13 protein-coding genes are annotated in these 25,664 nt (G+C 47.5%); 8 read left to right on the top strand and 5 right to left on the bottom strand.

From position 1 onward, the window contains the following. Positions 1-102 precede the first annotated feature (102 nt). On the bottom strand, positions 103-2,715 hold the full coding sequence (locus ABIE50_RS15865; RefSeq protein ID WP_209867248.1) for a M1 family metallopeptidase: 2,613 nt from the start codon (positions 2,713-2,715) through the stop codon (positions 103-105). Positions 2,716-2,841: 126 nt separating this feature from the next. Further along, complete coding sequence (locus ABIE50_RS15860) at positions 2,842-3,420, bottom strand: HdeD family acid-resistance protein (RefSeq protein ID WP_209867246.1); 579 nt, start codon at positions 3,418-3,420, stop codon at positions 2,842-2,844. A gap of 169 nt (positions 3,421-3,589) precedes the next feature. On the opposite strand from ABIE50_RS15860, the gene ABIE50_RS15855 reads away from it, so the two are divergent. The 6 genes from ABIE50_RS15855 to mgrA all read left to right on the top strand — a co-directional run bounded on the left by ABIE50_RS15855 (position 3,590) and on the right by mgrA (position 13,066). Next, positions 3,590-4,501, top strand: coding sequence for an acyl-CoA desaturase (locus tag ABIE50_RS15855; RefSeq protein WP_142685341.1), 912 nt, complete (start codon positions 3,590-3,592; stop codon positions 4,499-4,501). Positions 4,502-5,218: 717 nt separating this feature from the next. After that, positions 5,219-8,368, top strand: a complete 3,150-nt coding sequence (locus tag ABIE50_RS15850; RefSeq protein ID WP_209867244.1) for a SusC/RagA family TonB-linked outer membrane protein — start codon at positions 5,219-5,221, stop codon at positions 8,366-8,368. Positions 8,369-8,378: 10 nt separating this feature from the next. Further along, positions 8,379-9,872: a RagB/SusD family nutrient uptake outer membrane protein gene (locus ABIE50_RS15845; RefSeq protein ID WP_209867242.1), complete on the top strand. Its 1,494-nt coding sequence runs from the start codon at positions 8,379-8,381 to the stop codon at positions 9,870-9,872. Positions 9,873-9,890: 18 nt separating this feature from the next. Then, positions 9,891-10,667, top strand: coding sequence for a porin family protein (locus tag ABIE50_RS15840; protein ID WP_209867240.1), 777 nt, complete (start codon positions 9,891-9,893; stop codon positions 10,665-10,667). Positions 10,668-10,691: 24 nt separating this feature from the next. Beyond that, on the top strand, positions 10,692-11,921 hold the full coding sequence (locus ABIE50_RS15835) for a S41 family peptidase (protein WP_209867238.1): 1,230 nt from the start codon (positions 10,692-10,694) through the stop codon (positions 11,919-11,921). 152 nt (positions 11,922-12,073) lie between these two features. After that, a complete protein-coding gene (gene mgrA, locus ABIE50_RS15830) occupies positions 12,074-13,066 on the top strand; it encodes an L-glyceraldehyde 3-phosphate reductase (RefSeq protein ID WP_209867236.1) in 993 nt (330 codons plus the stop codon). Positions 13,067-13,109: 43 nt separating this feature from the next. On the opposite strand, the gene ABIE50_RS15825 is transcribed toward mgrA, so the two are convergent. After that, positions 13,110-14,180, bottom strand: a complete 1,071-nt coding sequence (locus ABIE50_RS15825) for an NADH:flavin oxidoreductase/NADH oxidase (protein WP_209867234.1) — start codon at positions 14,178-14,180, stop codon at positions 13,110-13,112. 171 nt (positions 14,181-14,351) lie between these two features. Here ABIE50_RS15825 and ABIE50_RS15820 point away from each other — a divergent pair, with 171 nt between their 5' ends. Both ABIE50_RS15820 and ABIE50_RS15815 read left to right on the top strand, forming a co-directional pair. After that, positions 14,352-19,178 (top strand): PKD domain-containing protein, encoded by a 4,827-nt coding sequence (locus tag ABIE50_RS15820; RefSeq protein ID WP_354028039.1) that lies wholly within the window; start codon positions 14,352-14,354, stop codon positions 19,176-19,178. 169 nt (positions 19,179-19,347) lie between these two features. Further along, entirely contained in the window at positions 19,348-20,091 is a 744-nt protein-coding gene (locus ABIE50_RS15815; RefSeq protein WP_209867230.1) for a phytanoyl-CoA dioxygenase family protein, read from the top strand. Positions 20,092-20,258: 167 nt separating this feature from the next. Here ABIE50_RS15815 and ABIE50_RS15810 read toward each other — a convergent pair whose 3' ends face one another. Both ABIE50_RS15810 and ABIE50_RS15805 read right to left on the bottom strand, forming a co-directional pair. After that, positions 20,259-22,067, bottom strand: a complete 1,809-nt coding sequence (locus ABIE50_RS15810) for a RagB/SusD family nutrient uptake outer membrane protein (RefSeq protein ID WP_209867228.1) — start codon at positions 22,065-22,067, stop codon at positions 20,259-20,261. A gap of 27 nt (positions 22,068-22,094) precedes the next feature. After that, complete coding sequence (locus ABIE50_RS15805) at positions 22,095-25,646, bottom strand: SusC/RagA family TonB-linked outer membrane protein (RefSeq protein WP_209867226.1); 3,552 nt, start codon at positions 25,644-25,646, stop codon at positions 22,095-22,097. Between the last annotated feature and the right edge of the window lie 18 nt (positions 25,647-25,664).

The following is a 25,664-nucleotide window of genomic DNA, read 5'->3' as shown; positions in this document are numbered from 1 at the left end:
TTAATATTTTGTATAGGGGTTTGTTGAAGTAAAATAATAAATTGTTGTACAACAAGATAGCCTTCCGAAAAAATCAGAAGATGCTACCTTGTCATTTACGGATCATTTAAACACCTCCTCTTCAATCCCCCCATTCACCACTGCCTTCTTCACTGTCATCCCCGCTTCAAAACCACTTGGGTCGGTGGTGGTAATCGCAAACGGTAACTGTATACCATTCACCTCGCGGTAATCCGCATAATCAGTGGTTGTTTCCGGCTCTTTGCCTTCCTGCCCCGGCAGGGAAACGGTGCGTACTTTCAGCCCTGTTTTCACATCATAGTAGTTACGCATCAGCGCTCCGTTGGAAGTGGCAATGCTCATCACATATGCCTCGGCGTTATTTACTTCTTCTGTCACCGGCAACAGCTCCATCTTAACATCGCTGCCGTTGTTAAGATATTGCAACTCGGGGAACAGGCTGTTTTTATCCTTCAGGATAGCCTTGTCCGACGGCGATAGCGGGATGTTCTTTCCCATGCGGGCCATACTTACGTTATTGCCGTTAATGAGCAACCTGAAGGGCACCATGTTATTTATTGGTACGGTCACCACCTGCAATATTTTATCCGGTTGCTTTACCTGCACACGACGTTCAATAACAGTGCCTTTAACGTTACCCTCTTCTTCCAGCAGCAGGTCTTTTAAGCCTTTCAGCCGACTGTCGCCACCAACTGCATCAATATATCTTTTTAATATAGCCGTTGCCGTAGTTCCGGGAGGCACCGGTTTTCCTGTCTCCCCTTTCCAGGTATTATTGGATGGATTGATATCAGGGAAATTGCCTGCGGGGTCAATAATTACGCCGGCTAATTTAGTAGTGGACGGATAGCGGAATGTCCAGTTACCGCCACGTTGCCAGATCTCCACCGGCAGGCGCACCGTATCCGTTTTTCCGTTGGCATCTGTTATTGCCAGCACCACCGGCATAGGCAATTGTTCCAGGTTCTGGATGGTAATGAGGGCGCCTTGTGTCGGATCATTCTTTACATATTTCACGTCTTTTACCGCCTGGTCCAGTTTCCAGGTATTAAAGAACCATCCTCGCCAGAACCAGCTGAGATCTTCACCAGCGGCATTCTCCATACTCCTGAAAAAATCCCAGGGAGTAGGATGTTTAAATGCCCAGCGCTTAATGTATTCCCGGAAAGCATAGTCGAAACGCTCAGGCCCCAGGATTTCATTACGGAGCAGGTTCAATCCTGCTGCTGGTTTGTAATAAGCGGCAATGCCGTTATAATTAAGCCCTATCACATCCGGTGTGTTCATGATGGCTTCTGCATTGGCAGAAAACAACATGGGGGCGGCCCGCTGCATACTCTGGCGGGCAGCGTATTCGCCGTTATTAAAATGTTGGGTAGCGATGCCGTTAATGAAAGTATTAAACCCTTCATCCATCCAGGCATATTTACGTTCATTGGAGCCAACGATCATAGGAAACCAGTTGTGCCCGAATTCGTGATCTGTAACGCCCCAGAGGCCGCCCCTTGTGGATTTCCAGTTACAGAAAACAATACCGGGATATTCCATGCCTCCTACAATTCCCGCTACGTTGGTAGCTACCGGGTATGTATATACGTACCACTTGTCCGAGTAATGTTCAATACAACCTTTTACATATTCGGTGGATCTGCCCCAGGCATTTTTACCGGCTACTTCCAGCGGATAAAGCGATTGTGCCAGCGCTTTTTTACCTCCAGGCAGGTTAATACGTGCGGCATCCCAGATAAAGGCAGCAGAGGCGCCCCAGGCTACGTCGCGGGCATTTTTACATACGAAGTGCCAGGTGCGGTTACCTGATGGCCTGTTATTCTTTACGTCTGCACTGTCGCGGATATATACCGTTTCATCGCTGTTGCGCGCTTTGGCAAGACGGCCTATTTCTTTAGGCGATAGTACCTGCGCTTCGTTCACCAGTTCCCCGGAGCCGCCTATGAGCAAACTGGCGGGCGCTGTGATGGTATAATCAAAGTTGCCGTATTCAAGATAAAATTCGGAAGCGCCCAGGTAAGGAATATTATTCCATCCGAGTATATCGTCGTACACAGCCATACGTGGATACCATTGTGCTATCTCGTAGATCCATCCATTGGCAGTGCGCAGGCGACCGGTACGATCGGTGCCATATTCCGGGATGGTGTATGCGTAATCGATTTTCAGCTGCAGGGAGGCGCCTGTTTTAAGCGCATCTGCCAGCTTCACCTGCATACGGGTATCATTCACGAGGTAATTGGCGGCAGCCGATTTCCCGGCACTGATCACAGTTACACTTTTCAATTCAAATCCCTGTGTAAAGCTACGGTTGGCAAAACGCTCACCAGAAGAAGCCACGGTAGCGCTTCCCCTGGAGTCTTCCCGGTAAATATTCTGATCCAGCTGCAACCACAAAAAAGGCAGTTGATCAGGGCTGTTATTCTTATAGGTAATGACAACGGAACCGCTTATACGATGTTGCGCAGTATCAAGCGTTACCGCCAGTTTATAATCTGCCGCGTTCTGCCAGTATTTCGGACCGGGTTGCCCGCCTGCGCTACGGAACTCATTGCCTGGCGCCGGGTAGAACAAAGGAGAAAAAGCCTCATGGGCGTCATACCCGGATGTAGTCTGCCCCATTCCCTGCTGCATTCCTGCGCATAACAGCAGGCACGCAATAGCATAGATTCTGTTGATTTTCATCGGAAGAGATTAGATTTAGAAGCACCGAATATACAGGAAAATGCCGGAAGCATAAAGCCACTACAGCGAATATCGAAGTGACAGATCACTTCGATATTCGCTGTAACCGGGTTGACAGGCAGATGTTTACAAACCGTGTTCCCTTAATTCCTTTTTTACATGTTTAAGACGGAAAGCAAAGAGGATACTGAGGATACCGGTTCCCCAGAAAGCGGCAGCCATCAGTCCAAGTACGGTAGCCACCCCAAGGGCAGGATTATCGAGAATGAAGATGGAAATGATAATAAGACCGATCCCCCCTACCAGCAGCCAGCCCCAGTTGGGCACTTTGTCTGTTTGCAACTGTATGGAAAAGCCGATCAGGCTAATACCTTTAAACATGAACCAGAATGCCAGGAAAAGCGGTATTACCGCCATACTAACAGACGGATATAACATAAGGATAAAACCTATCACCACATCTATAATGCCCGAGGCAAGCGACCATCCCCAACCGTGATGCGCATTGCGGTTACTCACTGCGAAGGCAATTTCAAAGATCCCTGTCACGAACAGGGTAACACTGAAGAAAATGCTGAGCAATACATAACTGCTGAAGGGATTGGAGAAAACGATAAAACCTGCAATCAGGAAGATAATTCCATTGAGCAGGTATAACCACCAATACTTCACATTATTCCTGATAGCCGAAATTAATTGTGACATAATAATTACTTTAACGTGATGAAAGGATAGCACTACGTTTCTCTCTAACACATCCTGCTGTAAAAAGTTCGCAGGGGACACAGGGGCGCAAAACCGGGGAAAAGCACTTAACTTTGTCTAAATGACTTAAATCATTTATTTAATAAAAGACGGAAATTATCTTTGTGGAATGAATAAGGCGATCAAGCAAGACAGAAAACCACCAAACTGGTGGCATCAGGCAGATTTCATGGGCATTCACGCGGTGCCCTTACTGGCATTTTTTACCGGTACAACAGCGTTTGACTGGATTTTATGCGGTGTACTGTATGTAGTACGTATGTTTTTTGTAACGGCAGGTTACCACCGTTATTTCTCTCACCGTGCATTTAAAACGTCGCGGTTCTTCCAGTTTATCCTGGCGGGCGGCGCACAAAGCAGCTTACAGAAAGGCGCCTTATGGTGGTCGGCCAACCACCGTATTCACCATAAACACAGTGATACCCCCGAAGATCCCCATTCAGCCAATGTATACGGCTTCTGGTATGCCCATATCGGCTGGATCATGGGGCCTGAATATAAACCTACCCGTTTCGACCTGATCAAGGACCATAAGGCGAAGGAATTGTTGTGGCTGAATAAATGGCATATGGTGCCGGCCGTGATCCTGGCGATTGCCGTGTACTTTGTAGGCAATAAGGTAAATGGTACCGGCTGGTTCGACTGGTCCGCAGGGCTCTCTACCTTACTGATCGGTTTTTTCCTGAGCACTGTTATCTTATACCATGGCACTTTTACCATCAACTCACTTATGCACAAAATTGGTAATAAGAGATATTATACCGGCGATGAATCCCGCAACAGTGCTATCCTGGCGCTGATCACCCTGGGCGAAGGCTGGCATAACAATCATCATTATTACCAGAGTGCTGCCCGTCAGGGTTTTTACTGGTGGGAGTTTGACATTACCTATTATATAATCAAAACCTTAGGTTTTCTGGGGATAGTATGGGAAATACGCCCTGTTCCCGCGAAACTGAAGGAGAGCAATAAACTGAGCCAGCAGGCTGCTCCGCGGGTTCCCGTCGAAGAGCTGAGCTAATGCCGCGCGGAGGTTGTCTGACTCAGGATTAAACTGATTACGCTGATTACCCTGATTGGATTTTGGGAGATATAAGAGCATATATATAAATATAGTTCTCCTTTTAATGAAAGCTATCTGGATAATGCTACGGCAAAACCAGGTAGCTTCATAATCTTATCCAGCCTTCTGAAAAAATTTAGCCAGGCGAAATAGCCACTACGGCTCACCTCAAATACAGCACCCTTCCCGATATTAAATTTACCGCTTGGCCACTTCTCCGGCTGATTTGCCATTAAGATAAAGTTCCGCTGCCATCTTTTCGAAGGCCTTGTCGTAGCTCCGTCTTTGTTGTTTACCCATAAATTTAAAGTTGAGAAAAGGAGCTTACCTTATTGTCTGCGCAAATGTAGCAGCTCCACTGTTTTCCCGTGGCCCCATCTCTACAGTTATCCCATTCCACAATAGCTCCGGCGCCTTCCCAGTATAGCTCACGAAGGTATAAGCATTATTCAGGCGCAATTATGAGAATTCTTTTTTCTATTCCCGAAGGGTAAATTTTGAGACTGTATGTATCTGACAAGTAACGTTAGTTAATTGACACACCTATAGCACCTGGCAAGCGTATTGAAATAATAAATATTTGAAAAAATATACGCCCAATACAGTATAGAAATCATGGAAAGTTATCTGTAGCAAACATACGTTCAACAAAACCAACCAATTATTTGAATACTTATGAAAAGGCATTTACTTGCATTACTATTTACAGCTATAATAGGTGTTCCGTCCTTTGCCCAAAGGATGAACATTACGGGAAAAGTTACAGATATCGAAAGTGGCGAGGGCCTTCCCGGCGTCACGATAAAAGTGAAGAATACTTCAACAGGGGCTATTACGGAGCCCGACGGTACTTTCGGAATAAATGTGCCGGAAAATGCATTGGCGCTTGAATTTACTTTCATCGGCTACCAGCAGAAAAAGGTGCCGGTAAATGGCAGGAACGTGATCAATGTACAGCTCATCAAAGAAGATGCTGCGTTGAACGAACATGTAGTGGTAGCCTACGGTACCGCCAAAAGAGAGTCTTACACGGGAGCATTTTCCCAGCTCAAAGCCAAGGCCATTGAGCAACGGCCTATTTCCAACATCGCGAGCGCTCTGGAGGGAGCAGCACCAGGTATACAGGTAAATTCAACCAGCGGGCAGCCCGGCTCCGGACCCAGCATCCGGATACGCGGCTTTGGTTCTATCAATGCCTCCAGTGAGCCTTTATATGTGGTGGACGGTGTACCTTATTCCGGGAGTATCTCTAATCTAAATATAGATGATATTGAGAGCATCTCCCTGTTGAAAGACGCTTCTTCTGCCGCCCTATATGGTGCCCGGGCCGCCAACGGTGTTGTGATGGTAACCACTAAAAGAGGAAAAAGCGGGAGGAACAATATCCAGGTAAAAATAAACCAGGGCTGGGTATCCCGCGCTATTCCTGAATATGACAGATTGGATGCCTTTGCCTATTATCCGCTGATGTGGGAGGCATACAGGAACAGCCTGCAATATGCCTCAGGCAATCCCAGATCACAGGAACAGGCCAGTCAGATCGCATCCGGTCTGGTAAACGGAATAAAAGGCATTAAAGATCTGTTGGGTTATAATCCCTTCAATGTAGCAGATAGTGCTATTGTACGTCCCGACGGGACACTGAACCCCGATGCAAAGCTGCTTTACGGTGATGACCTGGACTGGGTAAAAGCCCTTCAACGCACCGGTACCCGGGGCGATTATGGTCTGGGCTTTAACGGTGGCAACGAGCGAACAGATTATTATATATCCCTGGGATATACAAATGAAAAAGGCTTTGTTGAAAAATCAGATTTTGAGCGCTATACCGGCCGTGTGAATATTAATACCCGGCCCCAAGACTGGTTCAGGACCGGGCTGAATATTTCCGGTACCCTGAACACATCTAACCAGCTTGGCGGGGTTGGTGGCACCGGCTTCATTAACCCGTTCTTCTTTAGCCGTAATATAGGGCCCATATACCCGGTGTATAAGCATGATGTGCAAACAGGGGCATACCTCCTGGATAACAACGGCAATAAGATATATGACCTGGGCGACATGCGCGGACCTGGCGCTAATCCTGGCCGTCATGTAGTGGCAGAAACCCGGCTTAACGACCGGTTGGATAAAAGTAATGTGCTAAGCGCAAGGACCTATGGAGAGATCAGCTTCCTGAAGAACTTTAAATTCACCACCAATGTAAGTATTGATGTGAGCAACAAGACCAGCTCCATTTATGAGAATACACTGGTAGGCGATGGCGCTCCTGCCGGCCGGCTCCAAAAAACAAACTCCACCACAACCAGTTATAATCTTTTCGAACTGCTGAACTACAACAAAACGTTCAATAAAAGACATAACCTGGAAGTAATGCTAGGTCATGAAAACTATAACTTCACCTACGTATACAATTCCGGCGCGCGTCAGGGCCAGGTGGTGGAGGGAAACACCGAGATGCCCAATTTCACTACCATCAACAACCTTGATTCCCGCACCGATAAATACAGGACGGAGGGGTTCTTTGGCCGTGTGAACTATGACTATAATGAAAAGTATTTCCTCTCAGGCTCTTACCGCCGGGATGGTTCTTCCCGGTTCTATAAGGATGCACGCTGGGGCAGCTTCTGGTCATTGGGGGCTGGCTGGCGCCTGGATAATGAGCCCTTCATAAAGGATATGGGCTGGATCAACCTGTTGAAGCTGAGAACAGCCTACGGTGAAGTAGGTAATGATATGCTGGAAGATTACTATGCCTGGCAGTCGCTTTATAACCTAAATTATAACAATGCCAGCTTTCCCGGCGTCTTACAAGGCCCTCTGCCAAATCATAACCTGGTTTGGGAAACAAACAAAAGCTTTGATATAGCCCTTGACTTCGGATGTTTTGACAACCGGTTAAGTGGTAGCCTGGAATTCTTCCACCGGGTATCTGACAACTTGTTGTTCAGCGTTCCCCTGCCTGTTTCCAGTGGGACAGAATCAAAATACATGAACATCGGCAGCATGTATAACCGCGGCTTTGAAATCCAGATCGACGGCATGCCAGTGAAAAACAAAAACTTCTCCTGGCGTGGGAACCTGAATCTCACCACCTTTACCAATAAGGTGACCAGGTTACCCCAGGAAGAAATAATCAGTGGCACCAAAAAGCTGCAGGCCGGGCACTCCAGATATGATTACTGGCTACGTGACTGGTACGGCGTAGACCCAAACAATGGACAGGGGCTGTACTGGGCCCTGAATACAAAAGCCAGTAGCACTTTTGTGAACAAAAATGGCGATACTGTAACCAATGATATTAATAATGCGCGTTACAATTATGCCGGAAGCGTCATTCCCCGTCTATTCGGATCAGTCAGCAACATTCTTACTTACAGGGATTTTTCTCTTTCCTTTACATTCAGCTTTCAGCTTGGCGGTAAGATATATGATGGTACTTATGCAGCACTTATGAATGCCGGCAACTATGGCGCCGCCCTGCATAAAGACATATTGAAACGCTGGCAGCACCCGGGGGATATAACGGATGTTCCCAGAATGGATAACGGTCAGCGCACTAACTTTAATGCTGACAACTCTGACCGTTGGCTTACAGATGCCTCTTATCTGAACTTCCGCACACTTACCCTCACCTATAATTTACCGGTTTCCTACTTGCGGAAAATGCATATGGAAAATGCCCGCGTTTATATAAGTGGGGAAAACCTGTTCATGTTGACCGCCCGAAAGGGAATGAATCCAAACCAGGATTTTACCGGCGTTACCACCAACGCTTATGTACCATCCCGTGTGATATCTGTTGGCCTGAATGTTACACTCTAAAAATGAAAAAATGAAAAAGATCCTCTATAGCTTGATCATAACCAGTATGTTCTCTATGGGCTCCTGTAGAAAAGATTACCTGGAAACCATGCCGACAAACGCGATACCTGAAGAGCTTGTTTTTACCACAACAAAGAATGCTCTGGCTGCGTTGAACGGTATCCACCGCGCCTTATATGTCTCGTACGATAGTCAGGATCTGAGTCAGGGAGGACAGGGCTCCGTGAATATCAATATGGACGTATTAGGCGAGGACCTGGTAATGACCAGTGCCGGCAACGGATGGTATAATGCTGCCTACCGGTGGGATGCACATCGTAATGAGAACGGCAGTACTATCCTGTACATCTACAGGTTCTATTATAAGCTGATCGGAAATGCCAATAAGATCATTCACAACGTGAATAAGGCGGAAGGGCCGGAAGAGGAAAAACAGTTCATACGTGGAGAAGCTTATGCCTACCGGGGCTGGGCGCATTTTATGCTGGTTCAGGCCTATGGCGAGCGTTTTGCTGCCGGCGCCACCAATAGCGGACCTGCCGTACCATTGATGCTGGATAACACCCTTGAGGGGCTACCTCGTGCCACTGTAGCGGAGGTTTATGATCAGGTTAACAAAGATCTGGATTCTGCCATTATCAACCTGGAACAGTCCTCTTTCAGAAAAAGCCCCGGCGCTACAGGAGAGACTAAATCCCACTTCGATGCCCAGGTGGTAAAAGGTATCAAGGCCCGCGTTGCGCTCACACAACAGAACTGGGCGGCAGCCAGCCAACTGGCCCGGGAAGCCCGCGCCGGATATACCCTCATGGACTCGTCGCAATACATGGCCGGTTTCAATGATATCAACAATCCTGAATGGATGTGGGGCAGCAGACAGCAACAAGATCAAACCACTTATTTCTACTCATTCTTTGCTTTTATGTCCGCCAACTTCAGTTCCGGGAATATCCGGAGCAATCCCAAGGCCATCAACAAAAATCTCTATAACAAGATCGCCGCAAGCGATGTTCGTAAGAATTTATGGAGCCCCACCGGCGCAGGTATTCCTGTACCGCCAAATGGCGCCAGGTATCCATACATCAACAGGAAATTTCTTACCAGCAACTCCAGCAGCAGCATAGGTGATGTAGTAAATATGCGCGCCGCTGAAATGTACCTGATCGAAGCCGAAGCGAAGGCCCGGCTGGGACAGTCTGCTGCAGCGGCAGACGTGTTATACGAGCTGGCGCATGCCCGCGACAGGAGCTATCAGAAATCCATGCTCACCGGACAGGCACTTGTGGACGAAGTATTGATCCAACGCCGGATAGAATTATGGGGAGAAGGCTTCCGTTTCTTCGATCTGAAACGTGGCAATATTGACCTGGATAGGACCAATTCCAATCATTCTGAGGCATTATGCCGGGTCATGCAAGTGCCGGCTGGCAGTAAGACCTGGCAATTCCTCATCCCGCGCAATGAAATCAATGCCAATCCGAAAGTGGTACAAAATCCCCTATAATTTATAAACCCGCAATCTATGACACTACGAACATTTAAAGTACAATTCTACATTCAAATAATGTTGCTATTGGCACACGCTACCCATTCCAAGGCTCAAACACTTTATGTGGGCGTTGAAAGCGGAATCAATAGCAATCATTTGTACACCAATGCATCCAGCCGTTTTTTTACGGACTACAAAAGCCTTACCGGTGTAAATGTGGCAGGTACGGCGACACTTAATATCAACAACTGGCTAGCCCTCCAGCTATCGCCTACTTTTATTCAGAAAAATTATAAGCTTACCCGCAGTGGCTATTTCAATGGGCAATTCCAGGAATTTCACAATTCCTACTGGCAACTGCCAGCTATAGCCCAGTTCAGCTTTGGCTCCAGCATCGTCCAGGGCTTTTTAAGCGTAGGTGTATATAGCGCTTACTGGTTATCTGCTACTACAAAAGGGAAACAGCCAGTGATGTGGAATAGCGGAGAAAATACGCCTGAATCCCGTTATACAATTTTCAACTACGATGGCGGCCAAACATACGACGAAAAATATGTATTTAACGACCGGAAAGATAACCGGTGGGAATTTGGATGGGTTGCAGGTGCAGGCATACGATGGATACCCAACGCCAGGAGCCGTGTGTACATTGAATATAGACGTTATACAGCTCAAACGGATCAGCAAAAAAATTATATGTTGAATAAAGTGCCACGTTATAATCAAACTGCTGGTATTTCATTAGGATATCAATATAGTTTAGCTGGACTCACCGGATTATCCAGAAAAAAACATCGGCCCACCAAATAAACAATCATCTTAAAATTCCAAAGAATGCAACGATTCAGTTATACCTGTACTTTTTTATTATGCATATCGCTTTTTAGTTTCTATGGCTGCAGAAAAGACCTACCTGTATTAAATCCTCCCAGTCAATACATGATTGAAAGCTACAACGATGTATTTGAATCATTCTGGAAAGGAATGAACACCAATTACGTGTTTTGGGATATCGATACAACTAACTGGGACAACATGTACAGAATTTACAAGCCTCTTTTTGCCCAGCTTGATACCAGCCGGGATAAATCAAAAGTGCACAAGTATTTTATGAATATGACACAGGGATTAATTGACGGGCATTATACTCTGAATTTGCTTGGCGCTTTGGGTTCGACCAAGATGTTCTATTCCCCATCCGCCGAACAAAGGAAAAGTGAAGGCAGGTACCACAACAGACCCCCACTATTCCCATTGTATACCAATATTTCTAACAACTATCTAACTCCTCAATCACGAATCTATAGATATACCTGGGCAGACAACGACACTACCATATTCATGTATGGAGAAATAAAAAGCGCCACGAAAACACCATCAGCCGACAAAATCTTATATATCAAATTTAACCGGTTTAAGCTCCGGTCTAAATATAATAATATACGCAATGCAATTGACTCGTTTTTAATCCATGTGCACGATGCCGATGTAACAGCTTTGATTGTGGATTTACGCAGTAACGTTGGCGGCGAGCTAATTGACATGCATTTCTTAGTGGGCAACTTAATTGACAAACCCCTGCATTGGGGGTATTCCAAGTATAAAAATGGGAATGGCAGGTTGGATTACACCCCATGGGTTAAAAACATTGTTACCCCTCAAACCGGCGGAAGATCATTTAACAGACCGATAGTGGTATTAGTAGATGTCCGGACTGTCAGCATGGGGGAGATGACCACCTTGGCATTACAAGCAATGCCTGCAGGGAGAACGGTTGTCATAGGCGAGCGGACATGGGGAGGCTTAGGTGGTTTAGCACAATATGATTCGCCAAGATATAATGGTGGTAAATTCACTTTTGGCTTATCTTCTTGGTCTGACGAAGATAAGCCTTTTGGAGAAGTTTACACGCCATCCGGCGCTTCTGTAGACCTGAAGATGCAAAGCTATGAAGGCAAAGGCATTTCTCCGTCTATTGTGGTACCCTATGATGAAGAATCACGTCTTGGTATAAAAGATGCGCCGTTAGACAGGGCCATAGAGTATATTAGAACAGCCAGGTAGCATAAAATTCAGCTAATGATCAAAACATAGTGAGCAGCATTTGTCCCGGCGAAATCAATAACTAGGCTTAAGATCAGTAACCACGCAGATTAATCCTGAGCCAGACAACCTTCGCAAATTTTTTCTATCTTGTTTCCCAAAATTAGAATTCCATGCATTACACACCCGCAGCAGACAGGTATAATAATATGACCTATAACAGGTGCGGTAAGAGCGGTTTACAACTGCCTGCCGTATCACTGGGTTTATGGCACAACTTCGGTTCTGTTGACAATTTTGAAAACGGACGCAGTATCATTCACAATGCTTTTGATAAAGGCATCACCCATTTTGACCTGGCCAACAACTATGGCCCGCTACCTGGTAGTGCAGAGGAAAATTTCGGCAGGATATTGAAACAGGATTTTACCGGGCATCTCCGGGATGAACTGATCATTTCCAGCAAAGCAGGTTACACCATGTGGCCCGGCCCTTATGGCGACTGGGGCTCCCGCAAATACCTTATTTCCAGCCTGGATCAAAGCCTGCGCCGTATGCAGCTGGAATATGTGGATATTTTCTATTCACATCGTCCCGACCCGGCTACCCCCATCGAAGAAACGATGGGCGCGCTGCATAGCATTGTGCAACAGGGAAAAGCTTTATACGTAGGGCTTTCCAACTACAATGCAGAACAAACCAAAGTAGCGTTGGAAGTATTGAGATCACTTGGTACTCCCTGTCTTATACATCAGCCTAAATACAGCATGTTTGAACGCTGGATAGAGGGAGGTCTGCTGGATGTACTGGAAGCCAACGGCGTGGGTTGTATCCCCTTCTCCCCCCTCGCCCAGGGATTACTTACAGACCGTTACCTGAACGGCATCCCTGCCGGATCGCGCGCCAGCAAACCTAGCGGTTTCCTGCAGGAAGGCGATGTAACCCCTGAAAGAATAGAGAAGGTTAAAAAGCTGAATGTACTGGCTCAACAACGCGGGCAATCGCTTGCACAAATGGCGCTGGCCTGGATCCTGAAAGATAAAAGGATCACTACCGTATTAATTGGCGCCAGCTCTGTTGCCCAACTGGACAACAACCTGGATACGCTGAAGAATACCGCTTTTTCCAAAGAAGAACTGGATGCTATTGAAGCAATATTGAAATAATTTTTAATCATTAGCCGTTAGCTTAACCGCTAACGGCTAATGATTACTTTCTCGGTTTCGCCCTTTCATATTGTACCGGCCATTTTACCTCTGCGCCCAATACATGCGCTGCCCTCAGCGGGAAATAAGGGTCCCTCAACATTTCACGGGCCATTAACACCATATCTGCACGGCCGTTGGCAATGATCGATTCCGCTTCTTCAGGAGTGGTGATCAGCCCTACGGCACCGGTAGCAATATCTGCTTCCTTACGGATCTTTTCGGCAAATGGTACCTGGTACAGAGGTCCCACTTTAATTTGCTGATGTGCTGCCAGTCCTCCTGAAGAGCAATCAACCAGGTCCACTCCTTTTTCTTTTACAATAGCTGCCAGCTTTACTGATTCTTCAGGGTTCCAGCCTCCTTCTGCCCAGTCGGTGGCAGAAATACGCAACAGCAAAGGATATTGTTCCGGCCACACGGCACGTACCCTTTCCACCGTTTCCACCAGGAGCCGGATCCTGTTTTCAAAGCTCCCCCCATATTCATCTGTACGATGATTACTGAGGGGAGATAAGAAATTATGCAAAAGATAACCGTGCGCACCATGTATTTCAATTACCCGGAAACCGGCTTTCAGCGCGCGAATGGCTGCGGCTTCAAAATCGTCTTTTACTTTACGTATACCTGTTTCCGTGAGAGCTACCGGTACAGGATATACGTCGTTGAAAGGAATGGCGCTGGGCGCAACCACCTGCCATCCCCCATCTTCCGGGGGCAATGCCCTGCTTCCTTCCCAGGGCCTTAAGGTGCTGGCCTTCCTGCCGGCATGCGCCAGCTGGATACCGGGCACGGCGCCCTGCTCAATAATGAAAGCGGTGATGGCCTGCAGCATAGGTAAATGCTCATCTTTCCAGATACCCAGGTCGTGAATCGAGATACGGCCTTCAGGGGATACAGCTGCTGCCTCCGTCAATACCAGACCGGCTCCGCCCACTGCCCGGCTGCCCAGGTGCACCAGGTGCCAGTTATTGGCAAACCCGTCTGTAGCGGAATATTCACACATAGGCGATACCGTTATCCTGTTCCGGAATGTTACTTCCCTCAATTGCAGGGGACTGAACAAATGTGACATAAAATGCTGTTTTTAAGATCTTTAAAATTAAACATTAATCGTACAGCGAAAACATAATATTCCAGTGATACCAGGCAGAGCAAATATCCCGGGAAAAGTCTAATTTTACCCCATATACCTATAAATACAATGTACCGTTTCCCTGTCCGAGGCAAATTTGTTGTATCCCTTGTGCTCTGTTTTTTTACCTGTTTAAGTGCTGTTGCTCAACAAAATGCTGATTTTAGTGCATCCGCTACCAGCGACTGTGAGTCGCTCATTACCAGTTTCACGGATCTGTCTACCGGCAACCCTGTTGCCTGGTTATGGGACTTTGGGAATGGTACCACGTCTACCAAAAAAAATCCCGGCGCCACCTATGTAAAAACAGGAAAGTATACGGTATCATTAAAAGTAACCTTCAGCGACGGCAGCACCAAAACGGCCGTTAAAACAGATTACATTGCGGTAAGGGCTAAGCCAGTAGTAAACTTCAGCGTTTCCTCCGGTAAAGGGTGCGTACCGTTTACGACTACATTCACGGATAAATCTACTGCGGAAGGAAGCCTGCAGAACTTCAGCTGGGACTTTGGCGACGGCGAAATCTTACAGAACGGCGGAAGTTCTCCCAGCCATATCTACACCAAACCTGGCGTGTACAGTGTGATCCTGACAGTAACTGACAGTTATGGCTGTACGAATTTTAAAGTGCTGGAAAAAGTAGTGGACGTGGCGCCGGCTCTCAGCGCCAGCTTTAGTGTAGCAGAGAAAACATTATGCAAGGCGCCGGTAGATGTACTGTTCACCAACACCTCCACCGGTACAGGCACCCTCTCCTATAAATGGGAATTTGATGATGGTGGCACCAGTGCGCTCAAGGATCCGCTGAAACATACTTTCACCACCAAAGGCACACATAGCATCAAACTAACGGTGACGAATGAACGGGGTTGTACCGCTACTGAATCGGTGACGGACATCAACGTGGCTAATTACGCTACTACCTTCACCACTCCTTCACTGATATGTACCAACCAGGAAGCCCAGTTCCAGGCTACCTTTTCACCCGTTCAGCCGCAAAGCACCACCTGGGAAATCAATGGAGAATATGCCTGGTCGTACCAGAACAGCGTTAACTATCGCCCCCAAGCTGAGGGGCCGCTTCATATCAAACTCACTGCCATGTATGGCAACTGCGCTGATGTAGTGGAAAAAACTGTTACCGTAAAACCAACGCCCACCGGGCAGATCAGCACGGATAATAAACCCATCTGCTCTGTACCTGCCACCGTTAATTTCAAAGACAATATGACCGGCGCCGTTAGCTGGCAATGGAATTTTGATGACGGGCAAACTTCTATATTGCAGAATCCTACCCATGTATACAACCGGGAAGGCAGCTATTATGTAAACCTCACCGCCACCAGCAAAGACGGATGTTCCAATTATAGCACCAATTACCTGTATATCAGTCAAACCGATGTATACCCCTATATGTCGAACAGCAGCGGTTGCGAAGGGCTTAAAGCTTCTTTCTATGCCAGTATTACCAATAATGACGTCATTAAAACCTACCTGTGGAACTTCGGCGATGGCACTACCTCCACAGAAGCCCAGCCGGAGCATACCTACAACAAGGCAGGCTTCTATACCGTTACGCTGCAGTACACTACCGGTAACGGCTGTACGGGAACAAGAACTGCTGCCGGCCGGGTGGAAGTATATAAAAAACCTACTCCCGACTTCTATTCCCCCAGTGCACCCGAAGTATGCGGCAATACCCTTACCAGCTTTATCGACAAATCGGACGTAGGCACCAGCTGGTCGTGGGATTTCGGGGACGGAGGCTATGGCTACAGCAGCACCTCCCAGCACAGCTATTCAGAGCCTGGCCTTTATAATGTTACCTTAACGGTTTCCAATGGCTCCTGCCCGAATACCATCACCAAAACAGCGTATATCAAAGCGGTAAATCCTTTTCCGAGATTCAATATTGAACCGGTGGACTGTAGTAAACGTACTACCGTTACCGTTAGCGAATTTTCATTGGGCGCCAACAGCTGGAAATGGAACTGGGGCGACGGCACAGATACTTCATACACCCGGCAAAGCAGTGTGGTTACACATATTTATTCCAAATCAGGTACCTATACTATACAGCTTACCACCTCCGATGGTCATTGCGAAACCTATCTAAGTAAAACGGTGACTATCATCGCGCCATCTCCTGTTATTATCAGCTCCGATAAAACAGCGCTTTGCAGTAATGAAACCGTTACTTTTAAAGTAACCTCCGCTGCCACCGACATTTATCATTATGATCCTTACTACTGGCAGATAGATGAAACAAATACCACATGGGGCTACAGCTATGGCACCTATGCTTATGCCAATCCAAGTCCCGGCAGGCACACAGTACGCTTACTTATGCTCAACCAGCTCTATTGCTATGACACCAGCAATGTCATTGAGGTGAAAACACGCGGGCCCATCGCGGATTTTAATCTGCCAACGGAAGCACAGTGCAAGGGTACAGAGCTCACATTTACCGATAACACAGATCTTACCTACAGCAATAAAATAGTAAAATGGCAATGGAACTTTGGTGATGGCACCCCTTTGGAAACCTTTACCAGCAAACCATTTAAACATACCTATCAACAGGCGGGCAACTATTTTTATCCCACCCTAACTGTTACCGATCAGGATGGCTGCAGCAACACCACCAATGGAAAATCCCTGCAGGTGAACGGACCGGTGGCATCCTTCTATGCAGACTACTACCTGGTGAAACCGGGCAGCACGGTGAACTTCGGCAATACTTCCTACGTAACAGGCGGCTATATTACCGATCTTAAATGGGATTTTGGCGATGGCAGCACTGCTAATGAACCTTATTATGTATCACATTTCTATCCCGATAAAGGGCTTTTCCCGGTAACATTAGAGTTGAAAGATAATAATGGTTGTACCGATAAGGCAACTCAAAACATCAAAGTATCCGCCGTAGGAGCAGGTTTTACCTATACCTCGGAATTTGTGAACGGTAGCAAATGCGCACCAATGATCTTCCGTTTCACCAATACTTCCATCAACTATACCACCTGCTCCTGGGACTTCGGCGATGGCGGCACTTCAGACCAGTTCAACCCCGTACATACCTATACAGAGTCAGGGCATTATACCGTAAAGCTTAAAGTAAAAGGCGATGCAGATACGGAAGATGAATACAGCGAGATTGTGATTGTTACAGGACCTTACGCGACCATTGCCACCAGCGCCGATGGCGGCTGTCTTGAAAAAGAAATCACCTTTACCATCAAACCTGAAAATGCCACTACTTTCAGCTGGGACTTTACCGATGGTAACGTTGAACAAACTACCGATCTCGAAATAAAACATCATTTCACCGAACCGGGAATTTACAAACCACGACTGCTGCTGAAAGATGACGCCGGCTGCAAAGGCAGCGCCTTCCTGGATCACCCGGTAGTGATAGACCAACTGGATATTAAACTGAATCCTTCGCCTGCTAAAATATGCGATGCCGGCGAGCTTACCTTCGCACCGGTGTTCAACAGCTACTCTGTGGAAGAACTGGGCATGGCGCCAACCTATACCTGGACATACGACGCCTCGCTAACGCCCACAGGCATCAATACTACCACACCGGTATTCCAGCTGGACAAGTTGGGCGAGTATAAATTTGGCATGACAGCCACTACAAAATATGGTTGTAAACAAACAGTGGAGGTGCCGGTAAACGTATATCCAAAACCGTTAGCCGCCATCAGCGCTCCAGACCAGGCCTGCAAAGATGTGCCTGTTACCTTCAGCGGCAGTGTTACCAAAACCAGTGATGTTACATGGAACTGGGACTTTGGCAACAATCAAACCAGCGACTTGCAGCAGCCGGCTGCCCTGTCGTACGCACAGCCCGGCCTGGTGCAGGTGAAACTCGCTGTTACCAGTAAAGATGGTTGTACTGATGATGTCATTCACCCCCTGAACATCTTACCACTGCCTGATATTAAAGCCAGCGCCCCGGCAGAATTTGTATGTCTTGGTAACACTACCTTACTGCATGCCGGCGGTGGCAGTACTTATGAATGGACCCCGGCAACAGGATTAAATGATCCGTCACTTGCCGAGCCCACAGCCGCCCCCATAGTGAATACCACCTACCAGGTAAAAGTAACTGACAACAACGGATGTATCAATAATGACGAAGTAAAGCTCAGAGTAGTACAACCGTTTGAGATAAACGCTACCCCTGATACCGTGTTATGCCTGGGCGATAAACTACCACTCCATGTATCGGGCACCGATTACTATACCTGGACCGGCACCGGCATCGACAAGCCCTCCTCTCCCGCTCCTGTGGCTACACTCTCCCGCACCGGGCAGTATGTTTATGAAGTAACAGGGTTTGATAAGGATAATTGTTTCTCCGATAAAGCATCCCTCACAGTGCGTGTAAACCCGGCCCCTACGGTGAATGCAGGAACTGACCGAGAGATCATGGCCGGTATACCGGTATATCTCTCTGCCAATACCAGCAGCGACGTAGTAAGCTGGCGCTGGAGCCCCGCCACATCACTGGACTGCGGCAGCTGTGCAAGGGTACAGGCTTTGCCTGATCTCACTACAAAATACCTGCTGGAGGTGGAGAACGTATATGGCTGTAAAGCCTCCGACGATATCGTGCTACATATACTCTGCAACCAGAGTGCTATCTTTATGCCCAACGCCTTTACACCTAACCGGGATGGCCGGAACGAACGGATCTATCCTAAAGGAAAAGGCGTAAAGGAAATTGAGTGGCTGCGTATCTACGACCGTTGGGGAACACTTGTTTTTGAAAACACCCATTTCCCTATCAATGCACCTGCTTCCGGCTGGGATGGCCGTAGCGGCAGTAAAGAAGCGCCAATGGGCACTTATATTTACTCTATGCAAACGGTGTGTGAAGGTGGGGAGAAGTTCGAATTTAAGGGGAGTATAACGTTGATCAAATAGTGGGCCGCGGAGGTTGTCTGACGCGGAGGTTGTCTGACTCATGATTAAACTGATTATGCTGATTACACTGATTTGATTTACTTTGGGTTTTAAATAATTCGGGAGATAGAAGTGGGTTGTTTTTATTTTGAAGATTTTGGAATTGTTTTGTGATAGTCAATAATTACAGATGAATAACGGGAATTTGCTACAATACAGGCAGAAGCTGGAACAACAGGGATATACCATGATACCGGATGTATTTTCTGAAACATCTGTAAGGGAGATGATCACTGTTATTGATAGTGTGGACCAGCATAGTCCTTTCTTCCGGAAAACCAATGATCTCTTTGCCATCCGCCGTTTTTTGCAGGAGGTGCCTTCCATTATTCCGTTGATATTTACCCCCATCATAAACCTCATAATCCGGGAGCTTTTTGGTGAACATCATGTGCCGGTTAAATCCATTTATTTTGATAAGCCCGGCCAATCAAACTGGTTTGTGGCCTGGCACCAGGATCTGACTATTTCAGTAGCTGAAAAACTACCGGTATCCGGTTATGGCCCCTGGACAGTGAAACCTGGCCAATATGCCGTGCAACCGCCAATCAGTATACTGGAAAGCATCTACACGCTCCGCATTCACCTGGATGATACTAATGAGCAGAACGGCGCTTTAAAAGTGCTGCCCGGCTCACATGCAAGAGGTATTCAACGGGCAAATGATATTGATCTGAACAAAACCCCGGATGTTAGCTGCCGGGTAAAAAGAGGCGGCATCATGATCATGCGACCCCTGCTCATGCACGCCTCCGGTCGCAGTAGCAACGGGCATAACCGGCGGGTGATCCATATCGAATTCAGCGACCGGCAACTGGCCGGGGGCCTGCAATGGGCAGAAACGCGGAGGTTGTCTGACTCAGGATTACGCTGATTACACTGATTTGATTTTTTTGGATTATAAATGAAAAAATAATTAAGGGATGATAAAAGCAAGCCTGTTTTTATCATCCCTTAATTATTTATAAAATCCAAAAAAATCAAATCAGTGTAATCAGCGTAATCATGCTCCAGGACAATCGCCGAAGGCGATCCCCTCCGCTAATATCCCGCGTTCTGCTTCAACGTAGCCGTACCATTTTTCACGCTAAGGTCAATCTGGCGCTGCGGGATCGGGAAGCGGACGTTTTTCCCGGTGAAGTTGCCGTTCTCTACATCAGTGGTAATGTTTTTCTCGTAACTGAAATAGCGGTTCAGCTCTGTTTGCGCGATGCCCCAGCGTACCAGGTCGAAGAAGCGATGGCCTTCCATGGCCAGTTCCAGCTTGCGCTCAAACTGGATGGCTTTTATTGCCCAGGCTTTGCCATTGGCAGTAAAGGCGCCGGCAGGATATGTTTTAATGTTATACTTTGCTGCAGGTATATTGGTATAGCCACCCATTGGTTTGGATGGATCCAGGTAGGTTTTCACCCAGCCAACCGGATTGGCGGCGCGGCTGCGTACTGCGTTCACATGATCCTGTGCCGTAGCGAGGCTTCCTGCCTGCGCCTGGCATTCAGCAGCCATCAGCAATACATCTGCAAAGCGGATCAGCACATAGTTGATGGCGTTACCGGGCGCCCAGCCGTTGCCATCGTAATACTTATCCTGCGTGGCCTGCATGTATACATTTTTAATAGCTGCATACGGACCGGCAGATTGCTGGTCGCGAACCCAATCCATACCCGGATGGTTGCCCCAGTCGAGGAAAGGTATACCGCGGCGGCCAACGGTCCAGTCGAGGCGTGGATCCAGGTTACCGGCATCCGGTATAAAGGGCGTACTGCTGGTTAATCCCATATCGCTTTTCACCGGATGGTCGTTAAAGTCGTCAATATAAGGAAGACCATTCGCATCGGTGCGGTAAGAGTTCACGAGGTCCTGCGAAGGCTGGTAGAAACCGCAGCAGCTGAAAGGGCCATTATACGGATAATTCAGCATCTCTCCCTGGTTGGCATTACCTGTACCGCCGGAGCCGTCGTTAGCACTATACTGAATAGAGAAAACCGCTTCACTGTTATTCTCCGTAAAGGCATCAAAATTATCATGGAATTTTGTGGTAAGCGCGTAAGGCGTTCCTTTAGCTGTAACCCCGTGTGCAATCACATCTTCAAAAATGGGCATGGCCTCCGCATACTTTTTTTCGTAGAGCAGTGTTTTAGCCAGGTAGGCTTTGGCTGCCCAGCTGTTGGCGCGGCCTATTACATCCTGTATCTCATTCAGGTTTTCGGCTGCATACTTAAAGTCTGCTTCAATCATCGGCCAAATGTCTTTATCATTCGGTATTTTGTATTCATCTACATCCAGCTTATTAAAGCTGTTGGAATTCTCATCTACCCAGGGCACGTTATCAAACATCTTCTTCAGGTCAGAATAATAATGCCCGCGAAGGAAACGGGCTTCTCCTGCCAGTTCTTTCTTTTCCTGATCGGTCATGTCGGTAACATTCGGAAGAATGTGCAGCACAAAATTGCATCGACGCACGCCTTCATAGTTCACACGCCATTTATCATTAAAGAAGCCGTTGGCGGCATTGCCTACAAAAGTGCCTATCTGCAATATGGCCGCGGCATCAGCGGGGTCGCTTCCTTTATGGGCATCTCCGCCGCATACGCTGCCATAGATCCAGTTATCAGGCGATACGGCAAACCCGCTGCCACCGGAGAGATTCACCATATCCCCGTCTTTAAAATCCTGCCCGTCGAGCGCACCATAGGCGCCTATAAGCAGTGTATTTACCCCCTTCTTATTGGTAAGGGAAGATTCTTCAAGGGAAGATTGCGGCGTGCGATCGAGGAAGCTCTTGCTGCAACCTGAAAGAAATGGCGTTGCAATGGCCGCAGTTAACAGTATATGATATAATGATTTCATGATCCTGTTTTTTAAATTGAGCAATTATTAGAAACCCAGGTTAATGCCAATGAGGAACTGGCGCTGATTGGGATAGGCGCCTTCGTCTACGCCAAAATCGGTGATGTCAGAACCACCAATTTCAGGATCCAGCCCCGAGTATTTTGTAATAGTGAATACATTCGCCGCCTGGATATAAACGCGCAGCTTTTCTACGTGTATGCCTGACAGTAGTTTAGTGGGAAAGGTATACCCAAGCTGCATATTTTTTGCACGCAGATAAGCGCCGTTCTCCACCATGTATGAGTTGGGCACTCCCTGTGTGCTGGTAGATCCGTCCACTTCCTGGATAGGCGCTGTGGCGTTATGATGATCCGGCCTCCACGAATCATACAGGGCTGTTTTACTTTTTGCACTTTCAAAAGACGGGTAGAAATCACGCCACCAGCGCACGTTATTCCAGATCTGGTTACCATGCGTTCCAAACAGGAAGATGCTGAAATCAAATCCTTTGTAGGTAACACCGAGATTGATACCATAGGAGAAATCAGGGTTAGGATTACCGAGGAAAGTACGGTCGTCGGGAGTAATGATACCATCGCCGTTTACATCCTGGTAGCGGAAGCGGCCCAGCCCTTCACCTTCCTGGTAAATGGCATCCGGTGTATTGGTTACTTTCTGTGCCTGTTTGTCTGCTGTTTCAATTTCAGCTTCATCATTCCAGAAGCCTATTACTTTATAACCAAAGAAAGAGGAAACGGGTTGACCAACTGCATTGCGGATAATGTTACTACCATCAAAGCGGCGACTGTCGCTGTCAAAATAATCCACCCCATCGGCAATTTTCACGATCTTGTTTTTGTAAGTGGTGAGTGTACCGCTGATGTTCAGTTGCAGATCCTTATTGATATTTTTATGCCAGCCTATAGAGAAATCGAATCCTTCATTTTTCATGCGGGCGATGTTCACAAAAGGCTGGGCGCCGGTACCGGCAAGGCCGGGCAGTTCAGGATTGTACAGGAGGTCTTTAATATCTTTGCGGTAGTAGTCGGCAGAGAAATCGAGCTGCCCGTTAAACAGGCTGGCATCAATACCGATATTGGCATTCACATCGCTTTCCCACTTGGCATCGGGGTTACCGATCTGCGTACCTGCAAAACCTGCGTTGAGGCCATTATTAACCCCTGCCAGATCATAATAGGAAGAGTTGCGGTTGCCTCCATACAGGAAGTAGCCGTTGTTAACGCTGAGGTTAAGCTGGTTGCCCATGATGCCCCATCCGCCACGGATCTTTAGGTCGGTGATCCAGCTGATCTTCTTCATAAATTCTTCCTGTGAAATACGCCACCCTGCTGTAATTGCAGGGAAAGTACCGTAATGGTCGTTCACAAATTTGGAAGAGCCATCGCGGCGTAAGGTAGCGCTCAAAAGATACTTGTCCATAAACGCATAATCAATGCGGCCAAGGATAGAGAACAGGCCTTCAGATTCGCGGTTGCTGTAATTGGTTTGTGTACCGGTTCCTGTGCTGAGATCGGGGAAGTAATCATCAAAAGTAAAGTAGTCTTTGGTAGTACCTCCCACTGCGCGGCGGCGGCTATCGAACGATTCCGTACCGGCAATTACTTTCAGATCATGTTTATTATTGAACGTCTGGTGATAGGTAAGCGTGTTGGTCCATGTCCAGCTATGTGAATTGGTGGAACCTTCTGTATAAGAATTGCTGGTAGAGTTTTCCTTGTTCTCATATTGCGGGAACAGGAAGGAGTGCGACCAGCCGGAAGCAACTTCTCCACCAAAGCTGGTGCGGAGGGTAAAATGCCGGAGGAAGTCTACTTCTCCATATACATTACCAAACAAACGGGTATTCAGTCCTTTATTATTGCGGGTGCGGTATTGCATGGCCACCGGGTTAAAAGCGTCTCCCAGGGCGTCGCCGGCGGAACCTGCAAAGTTGCCTTTGATATCATATACCGGTATAATGCTTTGCTCGCGCATAGCATGACCAATAGCGGCATCCGATGTATTGATATCTACCGAAGGATTTTCTGACATGGAAAAAGCAAGATTCTCTCCTACCCTGATACCCGGTGTAATGTTATACTGTGTGTTAGAGCGAACGGTATACCTTCTCAGGTAAGTGTTCATCAAAGTACCTTGCTGATTAAAATAATTCAGGGAGAAGAGATAGTTACCTTTATCGCCGCCCCCGCTCACCGCTACATTGTGGCTGGTAATGGGCGCCGGGCGGAATACTTCGCGATACCAGTTGGTCCCTGCTTTGTTGGCCCTTGAGATCTGGTAGAAACTGTTATAGTCATCCAGGTCCGTATAATTTGGATTTACATAATAGAGAGATGGATCAACGGAGGGATCGCCTTCCATAGCGCCCGATGGCAGGATATAATCCGGTATTACGGGTTTTGTACCATTGCCATAGAGGGCGGTTCCCGGATCCAGTCCGGAGTTCTTATATGCCAGCCATCTCAGGTCGGCCTGCTCCTGCGGGTTGAGGGTATTCCACACATTACCGTTCTTCGGATACTGGCGGCCGTAGTAACCATCGTAGGCTACTTTTACTTTGCCGGAACCGCGGCGGGTGGTGATGATGATCACCCCGTTGGACGCACGGGAACCATAGATGGAAGCAGCGCCGGCATCTTTTAACACCTGCAGGCTGGCTACATCGTTGGGATTGAGATCTGCAATATCGGTGGTTGGCACACCGTCCACAACATACAGGGGAGAGTTGGCGCCAAAGGTATTTACACCGCGGATACGGATCTGCGGGGATTCTCCGGGCTGACCGGAACCTATTACAGTAACACCGGATGCCTGTCCCTGCAGCTGTTCCGTTACCTGGCCGGAGGGCTGTTTTTTCAGGTTATCTATATTCACTACGGCTACGGAGCCTGTAAGGTCTTTCTTCTTTTGGGTAGTATAACCTGTGACTACTATCTCGTTCAACGCGCTGGAGCCTTCCTTCATGGTAACATTAATGAGCGCTCTACCGCCAACGGGTATACGTTGTGCTTCATAACCAATATAGGTGATGTCCAGTTCATCAGTGCTTCTTCCCGGCGCAGCAATAGTATATGAACCATCTGCATTGGTAACCGTGCCGATACTGGTACCGGCAATACGAACGGTTACACCAGCTACGGGGTTACCTTTTTCATCCCGTACCACACCTTTTACAGGGTGCTGCTGTTGTACAGTGCCAGGTTCTGCAGGGGTGGGAACAGGTGTTTTTTCAGTGACCATATAGAAGTGCTCCCTTACTTTTTCGAAGTGCAGGTTAAAAGGCGTCAATGCTTTACCCAGCGCTTCTTCGGGCGACTGGCACGAGGCGACTGACAGCTGTATCTTTTTATTTTTAACCAGGTTGCTTTTATAGGCGATAGATACACTGAAGTGTTCTTCGATAAGATGAAGAACAGTTTTCAGGGAAGATTCATCGGGTTGTGCTTCCGCACTGTTGCCGGTTTCGGGGAGAGCCGGCTCGTTGATGGCAACAGCCGCTTCCTGGGCTGATACCGTTTGGGACAGAAAATACAGGGCCAATGCTTGCATCAGCAAAACACGTAAACCTTTTTTCATGTTGAACAGGTTTTAACG

Origin of the sequence: Chitinophaga sp. OAE865 (assembly GCF_040546735.1) — a bacterium.
GTDB classification, from domain to species: Bacteria; Bacteroidota; Bacteroidia; order Chitinophagales; family Chitinophagaceae; genus Chitinophaga; species Chitinophaga polysaccharea_A.
The sequence above is the reverse complement of the archived record's forward strand: the minus strand, read 5'-3'. Positions and strand labels throughout refer to the sequence as shown.